General features: G+C 38.0%; 24 protein-coding genes. 12 read left to right on the forward strand and 12 right to left on the reverse strand.

Annotation, left to right across the window (positions count from 1 at the left end; translation table 11 throughout):
• Positions 1 to 32: 32 nt before the first annotated feature.
• From hisB to hisG, 5 genes are read right to left on the reverse strand one after another with little or no spacing between them, the layout of a single operon-like run.
• Positions 33 to 1169, reverse strand: coding sequence for a bifunctional histidinol-phosphatase/imidazoleglycerol-phosphate dehydratase HisB (gene hisB, locus ACZ5L8_RS05660; RefSeq protein ID WP_464440303.1), 1137 nt, complete (start codon positions 1167 to 1169; stop codon positions 33 to 35).
• Positions 1169 to 2218 (reverse strand): histidinol-phosphate transaminase, encoded by a 1050-nt coding sequence (gene hisC, locus ACZ5L8_RS05665; protein ID WP_464440304.1) that lies wholly within the window; start codon positions 2216 to 2218, stop codon positions 1169 to 1171. The genes hisB and hisC overlap by 1 nt, the downstream gene beginning before the upstream one ends.
• Positions 2218 to 3507 carry a histidinol dehydrogenase gene (gene hisD, locus ACZ5L8_RS05670; RefSeq protein ID WP_464440305.1) on the reverse strand — a complete coding sequence of 430 codons (1290 nt, stop codon included), beginning with the start codon at positions 3505 to 3507 and terminating at the stop codon, positions 2218 to 2220. The genes hisC and hisD overlap by 1 nt, the downstream gene beginning before the upstream one ends.
• A complete protein-coding gene (locus tag ACZ5L8_RS05675) occupies positions 3500 to 3937 on the reverse strand; it encodes a GNAT family N-acetyltransferase (protein WP_464440306.1) in 438 nt (145 codons plus the stop codon). Before ACZ5L8_RS05675 ends, hisD begins: the two co-directional genes overlap by 8 nt.
• Before the next feature lie 2 nt (positions 3938 to 3939).
• Entirely contained in the window at positions 3940 to 4800 is an 861-nt protein-coding gene (gene hisG, locus ACZ5L8_RS05680; RefSeq protein WP_464440307.1) for an ATP phosphoribosyltransferase, read from the reverse strand.
• A 284-nt stretch (positions 4801 to 5084) separates the two neighbouring features.
• Here hisG and ACZ5L8_RS05685 point away from each other — a divergent pair, with 284 nt between their 5' ends.
• Together ACZ5L8_RS05685 and ACZ5L8_RS05690 are read left to right on the forward strand one after the other, a co-directional pair.
• Positions 5085 to 5801: an OmpA family protein gene (locus tag ACZ5L8_RS05685; RefSeq protein WP_464440308.1), complete on the forward strand. Its 717-nt coding sequence runs from the start codon at positions 5085 to 5087 to the stop codon at positions 5799 to 5801.
• Positions 5798 to 6379: a hypothetical protein gene (locus tag ACZ5L8_RS05690; RefSeq protein WP_464440309.1), complete on the forward strand. Its 582-nt coding sequence runs from the start codon at positions 5798 to 5800 to the stop codon at positions 6377 to 6379. Before ACZ5L8_RS05685 ends, ACZ5L8_RS05690 begins: the two co-directional genes overlap by 4 nt.
• Positions 6380 to 6450: 71 nt before the next feature.
• On the opposite strand, the gene ACZ5L8_RS05695 is transcribed toward ACZ5L8_RS05690, so the two are convergent.
• The gene (locus ACZ5L8_RS05695) at positions 6451 to 7176 is read right to left on the reverse strand and encodes an SDR family oxidoreductase (protein ID WP_464440310.1); all 726 of its coding nucleotides are present in this window, start codon (positions 7174 to 7176) and stop codon (positions 6451 to 6453) included.
• Positions 7177 to 7352: 176 nt separating this feature from the next.
• On the opposite strand from ACZ5L8_RS05695, the gene ACZ5L8_RS05700 reads away from it, so the two are divergent.
• Both ACZ5L8_RS05700 and ACZ5L8_RS05705 read left to right on the forward strand, forming a co-directional pair.
• A complete protein-coding gene (locus ACZ5L8_RS05700) occupies positions 7353 to 7925 on the forward strand; it encodes a YqaA family protein (protein WP_464440311.1) in 573 nt (190 codons plus the stop codon).
• Positions 7925 to 8212 carry a DUF3817 domain-containing protein gene (locus ACZ5L8_RS05705; protein ID WP_462598366.1) on the forward strand — a complete coding sequence of 96 codons (288 nt, stop codon included), beginning with the start codon at positions 7925 to 7927 and terminating at the stop codon, positions 8210 to 8212. The genes ACZ5L8_RS05700 and ACZ5L8_RS05705 overlap by 1 nt, the downstream gene beginning before the upstream one ends.
• Here the strand turns inward: ACZ5L8_RS05705 and ACZ5L8_RS05710 are convergent.
• Positions 8209 to 9684 (reverse strand): carboxypeptidase-like regulatory domain-containing protein, encoded by a 1476-nt coding sequence (locus ACZ5L8_RS05710; RefSeq protein WP_464440312.1) that lies wholly within the window; start codon positions 9682 to 9684, stop codon positions 8209 to 8211. The genes ACZ5L8_RS05705 and ACZ5L8_RS05710 overlap by 4 nt on opposite strands.
• 84 nt (positions 9685 to 9768) lie before the next feature.
• Between ACZ5L8_RS05710 and ACZ5L8_RS05715 the strand changes: the two genes are divergently transcribed.
• From ACZ5L8_RS05715 to ACZ5L8_RS05735, 5 genes are all read left to right on the forward strand, one after another.
• The gene (locus ACZ5L8_RS05715) at positions 9769 to 10395 is read left to right on the forward strand and encodes a M15 family metallopeptidase (protein ID WP_464440313.1); all 627 of its coding nucleotides are present in this window, start codon (positions 9769 to 9771) and stop codon (positions 10393 to 10395) included.
• A 319-nt stretch (positions 10396 to 10714) separates the two neighbouring features.
• A complete protein-coding gene (locus ACZ5L8_RS05720; RefSeq protein ID WP_462598363.1) occupies positions 10715 to 11434 on the forward strand; it encodes a ferritin-like domain-containing protein in 720 nt (239 codons plus the stop codon).
• A 28-nt stretch (positions 11435 to 11462) separates the two neighbouring features.
• The gene (locus tag ACZ5L8_RS05725) at positions 11463 to 12296 is read left to right on the forward strand and encodes a ferritin-like domain-containing protein (protein WP_464440314.1); all 834 of its coding nucleotides are present in this window, start codon (positions 11463 to 11465) and stop codon (positions 12294 to 12296) included.
• Between the two features lie 143 nt (positions 12297 to 12439).
• Positions 12440 to 13726: a mechanosensitive ion channel family protein gene (locus ACZ5L8_RS05730; RefSeq protein ID WP_464440315.1), complete on the forward strand. Its 1287-nt coding sequence runs from the start codon at positions 12440 to 12442 to the stop codon at positions 13724 to 13726.
• 168 nt (positions 13727 to 13894) lie between these two features.
• Complete coding sequence (locus ACZ5L8_RS05735; protein WP_464440316.1) at positions 13895 to 15004, forward strand: endonuclease/exonuclease/phosphatase family protein; 1110 nt, start codon at positions 13895 to 13897, stop codon at positions 15002 to 15004.
• On the opposite strand, the gene ACZ5L8_RS05740 is transcribed toward ACZ5L8_RS05735, so the two are convergent.
• From ACZ5L8_RS05740 to ACZ5L8_RS05755, 4 genes are all read right to left on the reverse strand, one after another.
• Entirely contained in the window at positions 14955 to 15290 is a 336-nt protein-coding gene (locus ACZ5L8_RS05740; RefSeq protein WP_464440317.1) for a ribonuclease Z, read from the reverse strand. The genes ACZ5L8_RS05735 and ACZ5L8_RS05740 overlap by 50 nt on opposite strands.
• Positions 15290 to 16219 (reverse strand): aspartate carbamoyltransferase catalytic subunit, encoded by a 930-nt coding sequence (locus ACZ5L8_RS05745; protein ID WP_462598358.1) that lies wholly within the window; start codon positions 16217 to 16219, stop codon positions 15290 to 15292. Before ACZ5L8_RS05745 ends, ACZ5L8_RS05740 begins: the two co-directional genes overlap by 1 nt.
• 21 nt (positions 16220 to 16240) lie before the next feature.
• Positions 16241 to 16780, reverse strand: a complete 540-nt coding sequence (gene pyrR, locus ACZ5L8_RS05750) for a bifunctional pyr operon transcriptional regulator/uracil phosphoribosyltransferase PyrR (RefSeq protein WP_464440318.1) — start codon at positions 16778 to 16780, stop codon at positions 16241 to 16243.
• 87 nt (positions 16781 to 16867) lie between these two features.
• On the reverse strand, positions 16868 to 17005 hold the full coding sequence (locus ACZ5L8_RS05755) for a hypothetical protein (RefSeq protein WP_464440319.1): 138 nt from the start codon (positions 17003 to 17005) through the stop codon (positions 16868 to 16870).
• Between the two features lie 176 nt (positions 17006 to 17181).
• On the opposite strand from ACZ5L8_RS05755, the gene ACZ5L8_RS05760 reads away from it, so the two are divergent.
• Positions 17182 to 18399 carry a peptidoglycan-binding domain-containing protein gene (locus ACZ5L8_RS05760; protein WP_464440320.1) on the forward strand — a complete coding sequence of 406 codons (1218 nt, stop codon included), beginning with the start codon at positions 17182 to 17184 and terminating at the stop codon, positions 18397 to 18399.
• Here the strand turns inward: ACZ5L8_RS05760 and ACZ5L8_RS05765 are convergent.
• The gene (locus ACZ5L8_RS05765; RefSeq protein WP_464440321.1) at positions 18396 to 18839 is read right to left on the reverse strand and encodes a nuclear transport factor 2 family protein; all 444 of its coding nucleotides are present in this window, start codon (positions 18837 to 18839) and stop codon (positions 18396 to 18398) included. The two genes, ACZ5L8_RS05760 and ACZ5L8_RS05765, sit on opposite strands and share 4 nt — an antisense overlap.
• Positions 18840 to 18902: 63 nt before the next feature.
• Here ACZ5L8_RS05765 and panB point away from each other — a divergent pair, with 63 nt between their 5' ends.
• Together panB and ACZ5L8_RS05775 are read left to right on the forward strand one after the other, a co-directional pair.
• Entirely contained in the window at positions 18903 to 19721 is an 819-nt protein-coding gene (gene panB, locus ACZ5L8_RS05770; RefSeq protein WP_462598354.1) for a 3-methyl-2-oxobutanoate hydroxymethyltransferase, read from the forward strand.
• Positions 19722 to 19736: 15 nt separating this feature from the next.
• On the forward strand, positions 19737 to 20429 hold the full coding sequence (locus ACZ5L8_RS05775) for an RluA family pseudouridine synthase (RefSeq protein ID WP_464440322.1): 693 nt from the start codon (positions 19737 to 19739) through the stop codon (positions 20427 to 20429).
• Positions 20430 to 20562: the final 133 nt, after the last annotated feature.

Raw genomic sequence — 20562 nt, forward strand, 5'->3', positions numbered from 1 at the left:
GAATCAAGTTCAGCTTGACGTGATCTTTAACTCTAAAGCATCCCTTTTGTAGATGGTAATATCATCTTTTCTGCATCGCGTTTTACTGCCATTTTTATCGCTTTCGCGAAAGCTTTAAAAATCGCCTCAATTTTGTGATGCTCGTTTGTGCCTTCGGCTTTTACATTAAGATTGGCGCGCGCACCATCTGTGAACGATTTAAAGAAATGAAAGAACATTTCAGTAGGCATTTCACCTATTTTCTCACGGTTAAATTCTGCTTTCCAAACAATCCAATTTCTACCTCCAAAATCAATCGCAACCTGCGCCAGGCAATCATCCATAGGAAGACAGAAACCATAGCGCTCCATGCCTAGTTTATTCCCTAACGCCTTACTGAAAACTTCGCCAAGCGCAATCGCCGTATCTTCAATGGTGTGATGCTCATCAACCTCTAAATCACCGTCCACTTTAATCTCTAAATCCATCGAGCCGTGACGCGCAATCTGGTCTAACATGTGGTCAAAAAAAGCTAAACCTGTCTCGATTTTGCTTTTTCCGGTGCCGTCAAGATTTACTTTAATGTAAATATCAGTCTCGTTTGTTTTACGAGTGATTTCGGCAGTGCGGTCTTCAAGTTTTAAAAACTCATATATTTTTTGCCAATCGGTCGTGGTTAAAGCGATGTGTTTTTCAATTTCACTTTTGTCAGACTCAATCTCATCGCCACCCAAACCAGCTTCATCCTGAATGAAAAATCCGCGTGAGCCAAGGTTTTTTGCCAGTTCCATATCGGTAATTCTATCACCTATCACAAAACTGTTTTCTAAATCATAATCTTCAGAAAAATACTTTGTCAATAGCCCAGTTTTAGGCTTGCGAGTTTCTGCATTTTCTTTGGCGAAAGTCTTATCAATAAAAACCTCGTCAAACACGATACCTTCATTTTCAAAAGCCTTTAAGATGAAGTTGTGCACCGGCCAGAAATCTTCCTCAGGATAAGAATCAGTTCCTAATCCATCCTGGTTTGTGACCATTGCCAACTCATAATCTAATTCTTTGGCGATTTTCCCTAAATAGGTAAATGCTTTTGGGTAGAATTCTACTTTATCATAAGCATCCACTTGATAATCTGCAGGCTCTTTAATTATGGTGCCGTCGCGGTCTATAAACAATACTTTTTTCGCCATTAGCTTAGTTTTTTAAAGGCTTCAATTAGTTTTTTATTTTCTTCTGGTGTGCCCACCGTGACACGCAGGCAGTTCTCACAATGCGGTTGCGAACTTCTATTTCTCACCACCACGCCAAGCTCAATAAACTCTGCATAGCGCTTGTTTGCATCATCCACGCGCAATAGGATGCTATTAGAATCTGACGGGAAAACCTTAGAAACAATGTCCAATTTCTCCAATTCTGTCATCAAAGCGTCGCGTTCTTCAAGAATGGTTTTCACTTCCTGCTCTACTTCCGCTTGCTTCAAAACTCTTTGTAAAGCTCTGGTTTGGGTTAACGAATTTACGTTGTACGGCGGTTTGATTTTGTTCAAGACCGCGATTATTTCCGCGGAAGCGTAACAAATCCCCAGTCTAATTCCCGCCAATCCATAGGCTTTAGAAAGCGTTTGTGAAATGATGAGATTAGGAAAATCTTGTAAGCGCGTTGACCAGCTTTGCGCTTTCGTGAAATCTATATACGCTTCATCAATGAGCACCAAACCGTTGAATTCATTGAGCAAACGCTCGATGTCGGCCTGATTTAACAAATTTCCTGAAGGATTGTTAGGCGAACACAACAGTAATAATTTTGTTTTTTCATTGGCTGTAGCCAAAATACCATCAACATCCAATTGAAAATCTGAAGTCAATAAAACCCTCTTATCCTCAACGTTATTGATGTTTGCCAAAACGCTATACATACCGTAAGTAGGCGGCGTGGTGATTATGGCATCTTCGCAAGGCTCAAGAAATGCACGATAAATCAAATCGAGGATTTCGTCGCTACCATTTCCTAAAAGAATTTGGTCAACGGGAACGCGCTTAACAGATGATAAATGCTGTTTTAAATTCACCTGATGCGGGTCTGGATAACGGTTTGCATCAGAGTTGAACGGATTTTCATTTGCGTCTAAGAAAACCATATCCTTCTCAAAATCGGTGAACTCATCACGCGCAGAAGAATACGGAGTTAGTTTTGCCACGTTAGGCCTAACCAAAGTATTAATGTCAAAATTCTTGCTCATTAGTTTTTCTTTAAAGCATTTAAGCGAAGTGTAACCGCGTTTTTGTGCGCCTGTAAACCTTCGGCTTCTGCCATGAGTTCGATGGCTGGACCTATTTTTTGAATTCCAGTTTCTGAGATTTTCTGGAAGGTGATGCTCTTTTTAAAGCTATCAAGATTTACACCGCTGTATTGTTTTGCGTAGCCGTTTGTAGGCAGTGTGTGATTTGTTCCAGAGGCGTAATCGCCAGCACTTTCGGGCGTGTAATTACCTATAAAAACAGAACCTGCGTTTATCACATTATCAACATAAAAATCTTCATTTTTAGTACAAATAATGAAGTGCTCCGGGCCGTATTCATTAATTAAATCTAATGCTTCGGAATCCGAACCAACATAGATTAACTTGCTATTTTCAATGGCTTTAGCAGCAATATCTTTTCGCGGAAGCACATTTAATTGCTTTTCTACTTCTTGCTCAACCTTCTCAATCAATTGCTCTGAAGTTGACACTAAAATCACCTGACTATCCACGCCGTGCTCCGCCTGACTCAACAAATCTGAAGCAACAAATGCAGCATCAGCAGAATCATCTGCAACTACCAATAATTCTGACGGACCGGCCGGCATATCAATCGCAACATCATATTTTGTCGCCATCTGTTTTGCGACAGTTACAAATTGATTTCCAGGACCGAAAAGTTTGTAAACATTAGGAATTGTCTCTGTACCAAAAGTCATTGCACCGATGGCTTGAATTCCACCAACTTTAAAGATTTTGTCAATCCCACAAAGTGCCGCTGTGTACAAAACCACTGGATTCACTTTGCCGTCTTTTCCCGGAGGTGTGCACAAAACAAGCTCGCTACAACCTGCGATTTTAGCAGGAACCGCAAGCATTAAAATTGTTGAGAACAATGGCGCAGTTCCGCCAGGAATGTACAATCCCACTTTTTGAATGGGGCGCTTTTCTTGCCAGCAATTCACGCCTTCGGTGGTTTGTATCGTTACTTTTTCGGTTTGTTGTGCGGTGTGAAATTTTTCGATATTGGCTTTCGCCAAAGCTATCGCGTCTTTTAATTCTTGAGAAACCTGCGTCGTGGCGGCGTCTATTTCGCCTTGAGCGACAAGAATAGAATCAAGTTTTACACCGTCAAACTTCTCTGTATATTTTGAAACGGCTGCATCGCCATTCTTCTTTATGTCTTCAAAAACCTCAAGAACAGTTCCCTCAATCGCATCATACGTTTGCGTGGGGCGCTTTAGAATCTCAGGCCAGTCGGCTTTTTTAGGATTGCTGATCTTATTCATTGGTCTGAAATTTTTTCTGAAAGTGATATCCTTTAATGATCATATTTTGGTTTGCCCAAAATTTCACGCCCGGCGCATTGTGTGCGTAGCAATTGAGTTCGTAGCCCATACAGTCATTTTCTTTAGCGTAATTTTCGATGAATTGCATCATCTGTTTGCCAACACCTTTATTGCGATAGTCTGCCGAAATTATCACATCATCAAGCTCTAAGTGCTTACCGATGTAATATTTATAAAGCACCCAAACGCCGCAGATGCCAATGAGTTTATCCTCATGAAAAACGCCAAGACAATTGAAACGATTTGAGAACATTTCGCGCAAGCGTGATTCTAAAACCGGCACCGCAATACTATCATCAAGTAGTTGCAAAAAAGGGATAATCTCTGCGATTTTATCCTCTTTTAAAAATTGAAAAGAATATGTGTTCATCCTTATAAAACCATTTTCTCAATGTCGCTCACAAGTATTCCCTGAGCGCCATTAGCTTTAAGTTCATCAATGATTTCCCAGAATCTGTCTTTGTTCACCACGCTGTGAATGCTGCTCCAGCCTTCTTCGGCGAGCGGTAAAACGGTAGGACTTTTCATCCCGGGAAGGATCTTTATGATTTTGTCTACATTTTCATTAGGAGCGTTTAGTAGGACATATTTAAAGTCGCGTCCTTTAAGCACCGCTTGAATTCTAAAAAGTAGTTTATCGAGAATTTCTTTGCGTTCATCATCAATTACTGGCGAAACTGCAAGAACTGCCTCAGATTTTAGCATCACTTCTACCTCTTTAAGATTGTTCTTAAAAAGTGTGCTACCGCTTGATACTATGTCACATATAGCGTCTGCAAGGCCGATGTTTGGCGCAATCTCAACAGAACCATTAATAATGTGCAAATCTGCTGTAATACCGTTTTTATCGAGGTAAGACTTTACTGTATTAGGATAAGAAGTAGCGATCTTTTTACCATTGAAGTAATCAACGCCAGGATATTTAACGCTTTTAGGCACGGCAAGCGATACTTTACATTTAGAGAATCCTAATTTTTGGGCTATAGCCAAATCTTCTCCTTTTTCTATCAAAAGGTTCTCGCCCACGATAGCGATATCTACCACTCCATCTCTTAGATATTGTGGAATATCCCCGTTACGCAGATAGAAAACCTCAAGAGGAAAATCGCGCGCACTAGCTTTAAGTTGGTCGCGACCATTGTCTATTGAAACACCGCAATCCTTAAGAATACTAAGGGATTCTTCGTTTAATCTACCTGATTTCTGAACAGCAATTCTGATTTTATTTGCCATTTTAAATATTCAATTTTTTGATTGAGCCACTCATAGGAAAAACAAAACCCGTCTGAGTTGCTCAAACGGGTTTTGGAATAATTTATACTATAAACACATACCAATATCACCTCGCTTGAGCAAGAATGTGATGATGGTGATGATGTAAATTAGTTTTTCTCATTTCTGGATGTAAACTTATGTAATTTTTTTTATAAACATAATCATTTTGTGTATTACTTTTATAAAAATTATATGAGCTAAATGTAGGAAATTGCTCATATTTGCAACGAAAGATCTAAAAAGTGCTCAACTTCATAAAAGCATTCGGAGTTTTCATCTGCTGGAGTACCATAGGATTGGTATATCTACACTATTCTGGTGCCTTTGAAAAATACAAGGCAGCACGTGATAATAACTTTGAAGAAACTATAGATGCAATTTCTGGAGAAGGCGCTCCTAATACCGTTGATGATACGATAGTAATAGGCAACGAAGATGTAGACAATGATTCTACGGGTTATGCAAATCAAGAACTTCTTGTTAATGAAATGAACTCTGCCATCAAGAAGAATGAAGAAGCCGCAGTTGAAGAGCAGAGAAAAAAAGATCTTGAATTAAAAAAGAAGGAAGAAGCCAAGAAAACTTCCTCAATCGTTAATACTCCCCCTAACCCAAATAGAGAGATCGGTGATTTTATATATCCCGGCTTTGACTATTATAATGAACCTTTAAAGGACACAAAAAATAAGAATATCGCAAAAGTGATACTGCAAAAGCTGCAAGACAATCCTGCGAAGAAGATTCTTATTATTGGGCACACAGATCACATAGGTAGCAACTATGACAATTATCTTATCGCCTTACAACGCGCTAAAGGTTTAAAGAACTATATGATAGAGGTCTTTAATGTTGACCCCGCAAGGATCAATATAGACTCAAAAGGTGAAAATGAGCCTATCTATCAAAAGAATGATCCTAAGAGTGATCTTAATAACAGAATTGAAGTTGTTTTAAAATGACGCTTTTTACATTACAAGAAAATACAGACACTATAGCGGTTCCGGTTTTATTTCTGGAGGTTTTTGGGTTTATGCTCGTGTCTTTTCTTATAGGTTATCTTTTTGCTTTTTATTATCAAAAAGCAAAATACAGCAAGAAGCTTGAGGTACAAGCCATGGCTCAAAAGGATAAAAAAAGTACTAAAGCCCAACCTAGAAATTATCCTGCAAAAACGCTTACGGAAAAAGAAGAACAATACGAGGACGATCTAGCCGCAGCAGATTTTAAACGAAGAGCCTTTGCTAAACAAGTTCAAGAAAAACCCGTTCACCAAGGCGGCTTATATCTAGACTTTGAAAGAATAGGTTATGCAGACGCTTCCGCGAAAGATAATCTGCAAAAGATCATGGGCATAGGTCCATATACAGAAGAGAAACTCAACGAGATAGGCATCTACAATTACAGCCAGATCGCTAAACTGAATGAAAAAGATATTGAGGTTGTAACAGAATTGATCAAATTCTTCCCAGATAGAATACGCAATGACCGCTGGGTTAGCAAAGCAAAGATCTTAGAAAAACAGAAAAAGGCTGTTTAGGTTTTTCGCTTAAAGCGAAATGAAATAGAAGAAAAAAGAAAGGCTACTTAAACAAGTAGCCTTTTTAAATTTTATTTAACAGGTGGTTTGGATGGTCTCACCTCTACTTTACTTGGCAAGGTACGCGGATTCATTTTTAATAGATCAACTACCATCTCGCCTATATCTTCAATTTGTATCTTCCAATCGTCTTTCTCTGATGGTTCGTTATTATTAAAATGCGTCGCAACTGAGCCTGGCATTATTGTAGTAACCTTAATATCATCTTGTCTCAAGTCTAACATAATGGCTTGTGTAAAACCGGTAACGCCAAATTTGCTAGCATTGTAAGCAGATCCACCTGCAAAGAAATTAGTTCCTGCAAGGCTAGAGATCGTGAAAATATAACCTTTAGAATCCTGTAAAGCTTTAAGACACGCTTTCACGCTATAGAAAACGCCGGTAAGGTTTGTTTCAATAACCTCGTTCCATTGTTGTTTTGTGATGTCTTTAATATTACCAAAATGTCCAAGACCGGCATTTGCAACCAAAACATCAATTTGTCCCCACTCATTTAAAACAGCTTCTACCGCTGCTTGTTGAGACTCAAGGTCTCTTACATCTGCTTTTAAGCCTATTATGTTTGCTTCGGCATCAACTTGCTTACCTATTTCTGTAGCTGCTTTGCTTGCCGCTGTAGATGTTCTACTTGTTATCGCAACATTATAACCTTGTTCAAGAAGTGCAATGGCTACTCCTCGTCCTATTCCTTTTGTACCGCCAGTAATTAGCGCTACTTTGTTTTTAGTTTTCGTCATGCCTTAAAATTAATTTTTAGACTTATAAACTCTAAACTGAATCTTATAAAGTTTTATTAAATAAAAGATATTCAAGCATTAGATGAACTGCTGTGTCTAATCAAGTTGTATTTTTGAAAAAAAGTTGCTGAATGCCAAAATATAACAAAAGATCAAAGTACTCTAGACTGTACCTGATGCACAAATACTATAAATTCACTGGGTTTTATAGTTTTCTAGGTAAGAGTCTTAAAAAAGCGCTGGCTCCTCTTGCGGTATTTATAGCTGCGCTTTTGTGTATTCACTTTTTTGTGATCGACATCAATTCACTTTTAGTGAAAATGACTGAGACTTTCCCGGCATTTTGGATCCTTGCTGTTTTTTTTGCATCAGAGTCTATTTTAGGATTAATACCGCCAGAGATCTTTATTGCGTGGAGTGATAAAATGCCTGATCCTGTTTTATATCTTTCTTTATTAGCACTATTATCATATTGTGGTGGGATTGTTTCTTACTTCTTAGGAAGAGCGTCTAGTAAAGTACCGTCTATCAATAACTACCTTAATGTAAAAATGGCCAAGCACCTCAAAAACGCAAGAAAATGGGGTGGATTCTTAATTATCGTTGGTGCTATTTTACCAGTTCCTTTTGCGATGAGTAGTATGGCTGCTGGGATGATTAAATATCCGTTTGTTAATTATCTTCTTTTCGGTCTTGTTAGATTTTTAAGGTTTTATCTTTATGCCCTTGCAATTTTTAATTTGGTGTAATGCTCAAAGCTTTCAGAATTATCAGCCTTCTTGAAGGAACTTCTTTACTTTGTATTCTTTTTATAACCATGCCAATGAAGTATATTTTTGATATGCCTCAAGCGAATATGGTTATAGGTATGATCCATGGTGTTTTGTTCCTGCTTTATGTTGTTATGGCCTTTTTGGCGAAAGCCGAATTAAACTGGAACATTAAAACGCTTCTTATAGTTCTGGCTTGTTCTGTTATACCGTTTGGGACATTCTGGATGGACGCAAGATATTTAAAGCCAGAGACGCAGTCTTAATCCTGACTTTCTATTTCAAAAGCTTTTAAAGCCGCGTTAGGCTCAATTATACTGTAGCCTTGCCAAAAATCTGGATTGTATTTCTTGAACGTTTGATACTCAAAACCGTCTGTTTTTGCTGTGTTTGTGATCTTTAGATCGCCTTCATTGCTCAATACAACGACCTGGGTTTTTTCGCTTTGCTTGAATTTAAAATCAATCTCCATATCTAGTTCGTTCTGCTTTCTACGACCTTTTACATTTTTATTTTTCTCAATAATTGTAAGCGGTCTGTCAATCCCAGAAGTTGCTCCGTGAGTGAGTTCTAGATAGGAAAAATCATATTTACCATCTGTGTTCTTTGTGTAGATCATTTTGCCTCGATACACATCTTCATAATGCGAAACGCCAAATAATTTAAACTTCTTTATAGGTTGCACATTCGTAAAATCTACTCTGAAAACCCCAAAATCCTGTGCATTTACGTACATCGTCCCCTTATAATCTGCCGAGCGATCTGGCCTAAAGTTAATCACGTAAACTAACTCATCGTCAATAACCGTGTGGCCCGTGATCTCAAATTCGTATTTACGGTCTTTTTCTAAAACGTCTAGTTTAGCATCCTCGCTGTAAATAGACTGCGTCAACAAATTATTGATATACGCCTGCACCCCGGTATGTAAACGCTCTTTGCTAGATTGCTCTTCTTTAAGTTTTTCGGCTGGAGTTTTTTCTTTTTCTACTTCTTCGGCAAGATCCATTTCTTCCTGATCTAATTTTGTGCCTATCAATCCACTGCGCACTTTAAAATAAGAATCCTTTTTCACGTTTTTCTCGGCGATTGCTTGCACGCGTTCAAAGAGTTCTTCTACACTTTCAGTAGATCTGGGGTCAAAAAGATTTGCGGCTTTTATAATATCAAGCTCCTGATTTTTCTGATCGCCATACACATCTGCAACAACTTCAGAATAAGAAGAGAACTTCTGTTTTATCTCTCTACAAATACTGTCAAAAAGCTTTTGATTCAACTCCTCTATCGATGAATCTTCAACTTCAATTTCAGCCTTAGAGATCTCGCTGTCGTAGGTTTTTCTGTAGAAGATTTTTTTTCGCGAAGGCGAAATCCCATAATTCACAGCCAGATTATCCTTAATATTTTCAATGATTTCCTTAATATCTAGATCTTTATTAAAAACCACAACTTCGTCCAGATCAATATATTTGTTCTCTAGAACTACAGTGGTCTCAAGATCTTTAATAGCGATAATTTGAGAAGAATATCCCAGCGCCGAAATTTCTAAAACAGCATCATCTGAGGCATTTGCTATGGTAAATTGTCCATCTTCATTAGTGATCGTCCCCTGATTCTCACCATAACTTATCGTAGCAAAAGGCACAGATTCGCCAGTGGAATTAGTTACTGTAATGGTTTTTTGCTGTGCAGAAAGAATCCCAAATCCTAACAGAAATAAAAAAGTAAAGGTGCTTTTCATAATTTTAAGTTATATAACAATGACGCATCAAAAATTTAAACGTTACAAAAGATTTTCTACAAAACTTCTACTTAAATTTAGCCTATGCGCATAACCACTCTTATCACTTTTCTGCTTATTACCACTGCTTTTTTCGCTCAAGGCGAAAAGGACACACTCACAAGAATTGATACCATAGGTAAAGATCGATTTGCATCAGATATTAGATATGCAACTTCAAACAATTTCTTGAAAGAGCCATTTTACGACTGTGCCAGCTGCTATTTAAGACCAGAGGTTGCCGAAGCATTGCAATTAGCAAACGACTGGTTTTGTGAAAAAGGATATAAGATCTTGCTTTATGATTGCTACAGACCAGTTTCTGCTCAAAAGAAAATGTGGAAGGTTTTCCCAAATCCGCAATATGTAGCTAATCCTTATACCTCTGGATCTATTCATAATCGTGGTGCTGCTGTAGATATTTCGCTGGTGAAGCTAGATGGTTCGCCGGTAGATATGGGTACAGATCATGATTTCTTTGGTAAAGAAGCGCATATTGATTTTACCGATCTACCCGAAGAAGTGCTTAAGAATCGTAAACTTTTGCAAGAAGGTATGACACTTTACGGTTTTGAAACCATCCGCACAGAATGGTGGCATTTTAATTATAAAAAGAATTACTCCTACTCTATTATTGATTTTGACTTCCCTTGTGAAGACGTCAAAAAATGATCACCTTATTTAAATATTTTGTAATCTTTTTACACCGTTTTTAGTCTTTGCTAGAAGAAAACGACAATTTTCTGTTCTAAATTAACAGTTTTAGAACTGTGTTAACATGCTTTTTTGACAACGGTTTTAAGAAATACAGATTCAAATCACTCATTTTCTGAGGTTTTATTAAACATTCTTCCCAATTATTGCCAATAAAACTGCATCAGCATTGCTTATTTCCTAAAATCATGTTAAATAAACGTTTTAGCAAAACTGCACCCTGCCTTTCCCACGTAACTTTTAATAGAAATAATTCAATAACCAAAAAAATTCAATTATGAAGAAGAATCGTGTAAAGGTAGAGGTCAAAACGGCCAAAAACCGAAGAAATTTCCTTAAAGTAAGTGGATTGGCATTAGCAGGTTCTGGGCTATTATTAGCTTGTGACAATGATGATGACAATATTATTACTCCACCCGCAGGAACATTTGATCTAGGAAGCGGAGATCTAGGTGTTCTTAATTATGCTTATGCATTAGAACAATTAGAAGCAGCTTTCTACACCAGAGTTGTAGAAAATATGTACTCTGGCGCTGCAGCTTCAGAAGTTACTCTTATGACAGACCTTTATAACCACGAGGTTAATCACAGAGAATTCTTCAAAACTGCTCTTAATGCAAACTTTGATGCAGATGTAGTACTTCCTGAAACATTAGAATTTGATTTTAGTTCGATAGATTTCTCAAGCAGAGATTCTGTTTTGGCTACAGCCCAATTATTAGAAGATACAGGAGTACAAGCATACAACGGTGCTGGTAGTGTTATAGAAACGGGAGCGTATCTAGTTATTGCAGGTAAAATAGTTTCGGTTGAAGCAAGACATGCCGCAGCAATTAGAAGTATTCGCGGAGGCGAGATGGATGATCTTGAGCTTTTTGCTGGAGATGATATCGTAGATCCTACAACAGGTCTTGACGGCGCATTAAAACCATCTGAAGTAATTGCAGCAGCAGGCGGATTCTTTGTGACTCCATTTACTGCAAATCAATTACCGTAATTAATCTATCAACTTAAAAAAAAGCATTATGAGTATTATAAAACTTTTAAACGAATTTACAACCGATAACCTCACTAAGAAGTTGTCGTCAAGAAGAGAAGTCTTTAGCACTTTTAATTCTGTAGGTAAAAAAGCAGCTCTTGCAGCGATCCCATTTGGACTTGGTTCTATTGCAAATACAGCAAATGCTGCACCTATGTTTCAACAAAATAACATTGTTGGCGCTTTACAACTTGCACTTACATTAGAATATCTAGAAGCAGAATTTTACATGAAAGCTCTTGATTCTGGTGTTCTATCACAGGATGCATCAGGTAAAGCAGAGCGAATCTATGCGCAGATCTCTAAGCATGAGGATGCTCACGTAGCATTACTTCAAGGAGCGCTAGGAGAAAATAGCGTAGACTCACCTACATTTGACTTTACAGCCGGTGGTTCATTTGACCCATTTGCAGAAAATGGTACAAGTCAAGACGTGGCTTATCAGCAACTTTTAATCTTAGCACAAGCTTTTGAAGACACTGGTGTACGCGCGTATAAAGGACAAGCAGGAAACTTAATGTCTGACGGTGCAACATTAACTATTGGTCTACAAATTCACTCTGTAGAGGCGAGACACGCATCAGAGATCAGAAGACTAAGAGGTCTTAAAGGTTGGATCACAGGTGATGATCCTCAAACTGGCGTAGATGCAACAAACGCAGTATATGCAGGTGAGGACAACGTAACACACGCAGGTGTAGATGTAACAACTCTAGGAAGTGGATCTCCATTTACAGCAGATGCTGCTAGTGAAGCCTATGATGAAACTTTATCAGGAAGCGATGCACAAACAATTGCTTCACTATTTATTCAAAGTTAAATTGTTATTGAATTATTGAATCTTAAGAGACAGCTCATTATTTGGGCTGTCTTTTTTGTTTTTATTTGGCTTAAAGCCAAAACAAATCTCACGCTCGACTCTTTCTTAAATCTTATCTTTGAATCTTAAAACAACTAAGATCTATGCAAGAAAGTTTAGAGCAATATCTTCTTGATTTTACAAAACTCCTTAGAGATTATGGTGTGCCTAAAGATTATGCTGGCTCATTGACGATCGCTTTAAACGGAGCTTTGTTAATGATCTTACTCTATTTTCTTGATAGACTGCTACGCCGCGTGGTAGTTGAGTTTTTCAAAGCTTTTACAAATAAGACTAAAAGCACTTTTGACGATTATCTTATTCTTACAAAGTTCCCAAGATATATTGCCCATCTTGTACCACTTCTTATTTTTAAAACTGTAATTGTTCTACTTCTTGTAGATTATCCTATTGCGTTGGGATGGATCATTAAGATCTTTAATATCTATGTGATCATTCTTGTTGTTAAGATCTTACGTAGCATTTTAAGGACTGGTAAAAATTACTTAGAAACTAAAGAAGCTTATCACGACAAACCTTTGCAGAGTTATGTGCAGGTAACAATGCTTTTTCTCTGGGCTTCTGGAGCGTTTTTTGTGATCATTGAAGCTTTTGATGAGAATGCTTGGAAATTCGCATTACAATTAGGTGCTGCTTCTGCAGTGATTCTTTTAATATTTAAAGACACCATTTTGGGTTTTGTGGCTTCCATACAAGTCTCTATAAATGATATTGTACGTATTGGTGACTGGATTACCTTTAGCAAATATGGCGCAGATGGTGATGTGACAGAGATCAACCTTGCTACGGTAAGAGTTCAGAATTTTGATAACACTTACACAACGATTCCTACATATTCGCTTATTTCAGATTCTTTTCAGAACTGGCGAGGTATGCAAGAAAGTAAGGGAAGAAGAATAAAACGGGCTATTTATATCAAACAAAATAGCATCAAATTTCTCTCTACAGAAGATCTTGATAGATTAAGAAAAATTGATCTTATCGCTCCGTATATTGATCATCGTGAAAAGGAAGTAAAAAGATTCAACTCTTCTAGAAATGTAGATAAATCCCTTCTTATCAACGGTCGTAATCAAACGAATCTTGGGGTTTTTAGAAAATACATCGATGCATTATTGCACGAAAATCCGGCAATAAACAAAGAGCTTTTCTTGATGGTGCGTCACCTCGCTCCTACACCACAGGGAATTCCGCTAGAGATATTTTGCTTTAGTAGCGACAAGCGTTGGGAAAATTACGAGCATATCCAAGCAGATATTTTTGATCATATTCTTGCTTCGGTTTCTTATTTTGATCTAGAGATCTTTGAAGAGCCTTCAGGTATTGATATTAGATCTTTAAATGAAGGTTTAAATAGAGATTTGAATTAGAGAAATCTAGAAGGAATTTCGTGATTAATAAAAACTAGACATCCAGCATTTCACGTCCAAATCTTATTTTTTATTTAAAAATCTTCATCTTTTACTTAAAGTTTATCTAAACTAATCTGCTGTTAATTAGTTACTCAATAATTTAGGGTTCTAACCTAGCCCTATATTTTGAAACTAAAATCCTTTCTACAGTTTTTTGGCATCCTAGCCATAACCCTAACCATCGTTCCTTTCATAGCTGTTGATTATTGGTGGATCAGAGTTTTTGACTTTCCACATATCCAGCTTACCATTCTCACGCTTGTTGCGATATTGGCTTACCTCATTCGCTTTGATGTAAAATGGTTTAAAGATTACGTATTTATAAGCCTGCTTATAGGCTGTTTTATATTTCAGCTTTATAAGATCTATCCTTATACGCCTTTCGGCGAAAAGGACATACTTGCAGCCGTTGATCACAAACCAGAAGACAATCTCAAGGTTTTGATAAGTAATGTGCTTCAAAAGAATAAAGAAAGTGAATTACTGATCGAAGAAGTAAAAGCCAAAGATCCAGATATTTTACTCCTGTGTGAAGTTAATCAAAGATGGTTAGATGATGTACGATCTGTAACATCTCAATATGAGTATAAGCTTGAAGAACCGCTTGATAATACATATGGTATGGCTCTGTATTCAAACTTCCCTCTTGAAGATTCGCAAATACGTTTTATGGTTGATGACTCGATACCATCAATGCATACGGTAGCGACCTTAAGATCAGGAAAAAAGATACAGATTCACGCCATTCACCCCACACCGCCTATGCCACAGCATAACCCAACATCTACAGACCGCGATGCCGAAATGATGATCACAGCATTCATGACACTAGATCGTGATAAACCCACAATGGTAATAGGTGATTTTAATGATGTGGCTTGGTCTAACACTACAAAACTGTTTAAAGAAGTTAGTCGCACGCTAGATGTAAGATATGGCCGTGGATTTTTTAATACATTCAATGCAAACAACTTCTTATTGAGATGGCCGCTAGATCATATTTTTATCTCAGAAGAATTTAGAGCAGTAGATGTGCAAAGAGGTAATGATGTGGGTTCTGACCACTTCCCATCGTATGCAGAGTTGAGTTTAGAACCTCAAAACGCAGCAGCGCAAATGCCTGAGGAACCATCAGAACAAAGCTTAGAAAACGCAAGAGAACAAATGAAAAGAATGTCTGAAAGGGCTAAAATCCAAGATCTCTTTGAATCTCTTCAAGATCGATTACATCAATAGCTTCCTGAATTGTAGGAGTTACCATGATTTCTTCTGGCACTGTATCAGGATTGATGTGATTATTCACTAATACAAAAGACATTTTGTTACCACGTTGCGTATTAGATAATTCAAGAAAGTAAAGCAGATCCTGAAGTTCTAATTCTTCATACTTGATAAGGTCTATTACCAGATTATCTTTGGCGTAAGCCTTAGGAACAATATAATCTAGAAAACTAGCGAACTCTTTAATTCCGTTTTCTTCGTCTCCTAAAATGGTATATTTCTGTTCTTTTGTAATTAGCATTATGCTTTAATTTTTGAAGCTAATAGGTAGATCACTGCCATACGAATGGCTACTCCATTTTCTACCTGATTTAAGATGATCGCTTGGCCTGAGTCTGCTACATCACTTGTGATCTCTACACCGCGGTTAATTGGTCCCGGATGCATCACGACGATCTCTTTGTCTAGCGATTCTAATAATTCTTTATCTAGCCCGTATTGCTGCACATATTCCCGCGTACTCGGGAAGTAACTGATGTCCATACGCTCGTTTTGAACTCTTAGCATGTTTGCTACATCACACCAGTTTAGTGCTTTTCTAAGATCTAGCTCTACTTCTACTCCTAAACTTTCAATATGTTTAGGGATAAGCGTTTTGGGTCCACAAACTTTTACTTCTGCGCCCAGTAATTTCAACGCATAGATATTAGACAATGCAACACGGCTGTGTAAAATATCACCTACGATCACGACTTTTTTACCGCCTATATCTCCTAGCTTTTCTCTTATAGAAAAAGAATCTAGCAGTGCCTGTGTGGGATGCTCATGTGCACCGTCACCAGCATTCACGATACTTGCTTTAATATTACGAGACAAGAAAACACCAGCACCAGGATTAGGGTGACGCATAACAACCATATCAACTTTCATTGAAAGAATGTTGTTTACCGTGTCTATTAGTGTTTCGCCCTTTTTAACAGAAGATGCAGCCGCCGAAAAATTCACAACATCAGCACTTAATCGTTTCTCAGCAAGTTCAAAACTTAGGCGCGTGCGCGTACTGTTTTCAAAAAAGAGATTAGCAATTGTTATGTCACGCAACGAAGGAACTTTCTTTATAGGTCTATTGATTACTTCTTTAAACTGATCTGCAGTTTCAAAGATAAGATCAATATCCTTGCGTGTGATGTACTTTATACCTAGTAAGTGATTTACACTTAGTTCGCTCATCCTTTAATTATCTCTTTTTGATCATTTATTTACCACAAAAACGGCGTCTTCGCCATCTTTTTCTTTCCAGCTTACCTTTACCTTCTCTTCATTAATAGCATCTACCTGGCGACCACGGTATGTGGGTTGTATAGGTAAATGTCTGCTGAATCGTCTATCTATCAATGTAAGAAGTTCTACCTCTATAGGTCTCCCAAAGCTTTGCAAAGCCGTCAATGCCGCATTAATACTTCTACCGGTGTAAAGCACATCATCAATAAAAACAACCTTTTTGTTCTCTACAACAAAGTTGATCTTAGTTCTATTTGCTTCCAGAGGTTTTTCGCTGCGGCGAAAATCATCCCGAAAAAATGTAATATCAAGATATCCCATTTTAATATCTGCAATGCCATATTCGTTTTGCAAAAGGTTTTTGATCCTTTCGGCCACAAAAATGCCACGAGGCTGTATGCCTATTAAAACGGTATCTTTAAAATCGAGGTGTTTTTCAATAAGTTGACAGGCCAGCCGGTGTAGAATGATGTCTAATTCTTTTGCGTTTAGCAATACTTTTTGGCTCATAGTGGGTCAATCCTGTCGTATTACGTGCAAATGTAGGGAATTTTTACCATGCGTTTAACCTACAATTGCACATTAGCACAGTCAATTTTACTTTTTCTTATTAAAAATTCCTGCTCCCAGCGGTATCGCAAAAAACAAGAACAAAAATTTACCGGTCACAATTCCTATTATACTTATCAAAGCAAGTACTACTTTGATCCAATGCTTTTCTAAAAATTCCTTCAACTGCCTTCTTTTTTATACAAAATTAGCAATTAATGATGCTTAATTTCTTTTCGCTTAAAGCGAAAACATAAAACACTGAATATCAAAATATAGGGGTTTTCCCCCTTTTTGACCTGAAAATTTGCACAAGTGAAAAATAAAAACGTAACTTTCTAATATTCTTTACATTATGAGTTATGGCAGTATTAAAATTAGGCATCGTTGACAAAGGCAAAATTCCGTATGATAAAGGCCAATTTTTACAACCTTATCACCGCTGGATGGCAACCCATTTACGCGATAGAGATCAGTTTAGAGATGAAGCAAACTTTAAGTGGAATAGCTTCGAGGAAATTCCTGGGAAGGAAGTTTCTATACTTCAAAGATTCTTACATGAAGCTGGTTTTTTTCCTAATGCAGAGATGTCTGGCATCTTTGGCTACGGCACGCAAGCTGCGGTAAGGCTTTTTCAAGAATATGTAAGGAATTATGAAGGTGATAAAAGTATAGGAATTCCAGATGGAATTGTTGGAACAAAAACATGGCAGCACACCATGCGATGGCAGCAAGAGAATATAAAATGCGAATGGGCAGACTATTCTTGGGAAAATCCTACACAAGAATTCAAATATTGGATCTCTATTTTAAAAGCTGCAAAGCGCTATTACAAATCAAAGAAGAATATTGTTTTTGATGCTGTACGAACTTATCCTAAAGCTAGTGACACCGTAGTTGTTGAAGATTGGGAATTTGATGCTAAAGAAACGCATTTAATTGGCATAAGACGTAAAGAGAACAGCGCAGAAGATAATAAGGAGAACAACGATCTTTTTATTTTACTTATTAATGGTCTTGTTTTTAAATTCTGGGGAAGTACTGATCCTAATTCAAAAATGACAAGCAGACCAGACGAAGCTTATCTTGTAGAAGGCCAGCACAAATATCGCATGAGTTGGCATAAGATAAGCAATGCTCAGAAGATCTATAAAGCGCTGCGACCATATTCTCGAGGTGTGTTAGTCTACAGAGATCAAGTAAATGACGACGCTCTTACCGAGGATGATATTTCAAAAGGTCTAGACGAACCAAATACTACCATAAACATCCACTGGTCTGGCGATGGTCATGTAAATTTTTCGGCGGGATGCCAGGTTATTGCTGGTCGTAGCTACATCGCCCCTGGAGATAATCTCATAGATTGCACAGATTATTCTTCACCATCATACGCCGGACTTTCAAATAACAAAACACGTGGTGCTTACAATGTTTTGTCTGATCTGGTAGTGTGCTATAACAAATTAGGTAATGACGCTGTATGGTATACGCTGGGGCGCGAAAAGTGTTTAAAATATATAGATAAGCGATTCTCAGACACCTATCTTGAAGAAACCGTCCAACTGGTCAAATCTGTTTAATCACAGTCTTTTCTTCTAGTATCTACAAGGTGAAAGATCTTCCACTTGCCTCCTGTAAGGATCATTGTAAAGCTGTTTACTCCGCAATGACTTAGTTCTTCATTAAGCATAAAATTATATGGCGTCCACACATTTGCCATCGTACCATCTACTCTAGTTTTATAATCTAAGATCACTTCTTCAAAACTCATCGTTTCAGGAATACTAGCAACTGACTGTAGAAATTTATTAAAATCCTGCATCTGCGCCTTTGACTCATCATCTCTTGTCATCACTGTTTGAAAAATAACTTTATCTGCCACAAGCGTCTTTAAGGTAGCTGTGTCTTTAGCATGCATTGCTGTAAAAAACTGTTTTACCGTTTCTTCAGGAGTTGCGGTTTGCGCAATCGTTTCCGCGAAAGCGAAACCAATAAGGATGATAGTAAAAAGATGTTTCATGATTTAAGGATTTTTAACATAAGCAATTTAGTACTTTTGCTTGTCCAAACAAGAAATTACGACATGTCTACGGCAAAAAAAGAATACAAGAGAGTTACCGTTAAATCACTTAGCGAAATGAAAAGTCATGGTGAGAAAATATCTATGCTTACTGCATATGATTATACCATGGCAACTATTGTAGATCGTGCTGGCATTGATGTAATTCTTGTGGGGGATAGCGCATCTAATGTTATGGCTGGTCATGAAACTACCTTGCCTATCACGCTAGAGCAAATGATCTACCACGCATCTTCTGTGATCAGAGCGATACAGCGTTCTCTTGTGGTGGTTGATCTACCTTTTGGTTCTTATCAAAGTGACCCCAAAGAAGCATTACGCAGCGCCATTAGGATCATGAAAGAAAGCGGTGCTCATGCGGTAAAGCTAGAAGGTGGTAAAGAGATCAAAGAATCTATTAAACGTATTCTTCATGCTGGCATCCCGGTGATGGGACATCTGGGTTTAACGCCACAGTCTATTTATAAATTTGGCACGTACACCGTGCGCGCTAAAGAAGAAGCTGAAGCCGAGAAACTAAAAGCTGACGCAAAAATGCTTGAAAAAGCAGGATGTTTTGCCGTTGTACTTGAGAAAGTTCCTGCGAAGCTTGCTAAAGAAGTGGCAGAGAGTCTTACCATTCCTGTAATAGGTATTGGTGCTGGTAACGGTGTGGATGGCCAAGTATTAGTTACTCAGGATATGGTGGGTATGACTCACGAATTTCACCCGCGCTTTTTAAGACGATACCTTAATCTTTTTGATGAGATGACTAACGCTTTCTCTCAATATCATGATGATGTGAAATCTGGAGATTTCCCTAGTGAGGATGAGCAGTATTAATTAAAGTCGCTACCATTGCATTCTACTAAAAATAATCTGCAAATACTTTTTGAAGACAATCACCTGATCATTGTAAATAAACGAGCGGGAGATATTGTGCAAGGCGACAAAACGGGAGATAAGCCATTAAGTGATGTTGTTAAGGATTACATCGCTGAGAAATATGACAAACCAGGTGCAGTGTATCTGGGTGTGATACATCGGTTAGACCGGCCTACTTCTGGTGTTGTGGCTTTCGCCAAAACTAGCAAAGCACTAGGCCGCATGAACAAACTTTTTGCCAATAAAGAAACGCAGAAAACCTACTGGGCTGTGGTAAAATCGCTTCCGCGAAAGCGTAAAGAAACACTTACACATTACCTGAAACGTAACCCAAAGCAGAACAAATCTTACGCCCACATTAACGAAGTGCCAGACAGTAAGAAGGCTTCGCTCACTTATGAAGTGATCAAAGAATTGAACAATTATTATCTGCTTGAAGTTGATCTGCATACAGGTAGACATCATCAAATTCGCAGTCAGTTATCTGGGATAAATTGCCCAATCAAGGGAGATCTTAAATACGGTGCAGACCGCAGTAATCATGATGGAAGCATACATCTGCACGCAAGAAAACTGAGTTTTGTGCATCCCGTACGCAAAGAACTTATCACCGTTATCGCTCCGCCGCCAGCAGAAGACGCGATCTGGAAAGCCTGTGCCGAATAATTAAAGACTTAGTGCGTTCTGCAATGTCTTAACGCTCTCTGCATCGCCTTAGCGCTTTCTACAACGCCTTAGCACATTGTGTAACCTCCGGAACGGATTCTGCGGACTCTGGATGCATTGTGTAAATGCCGGA

The sequence above is a fragment of the Leeuwenhoekiella obamensis genome (assembly GCF_055391795.1).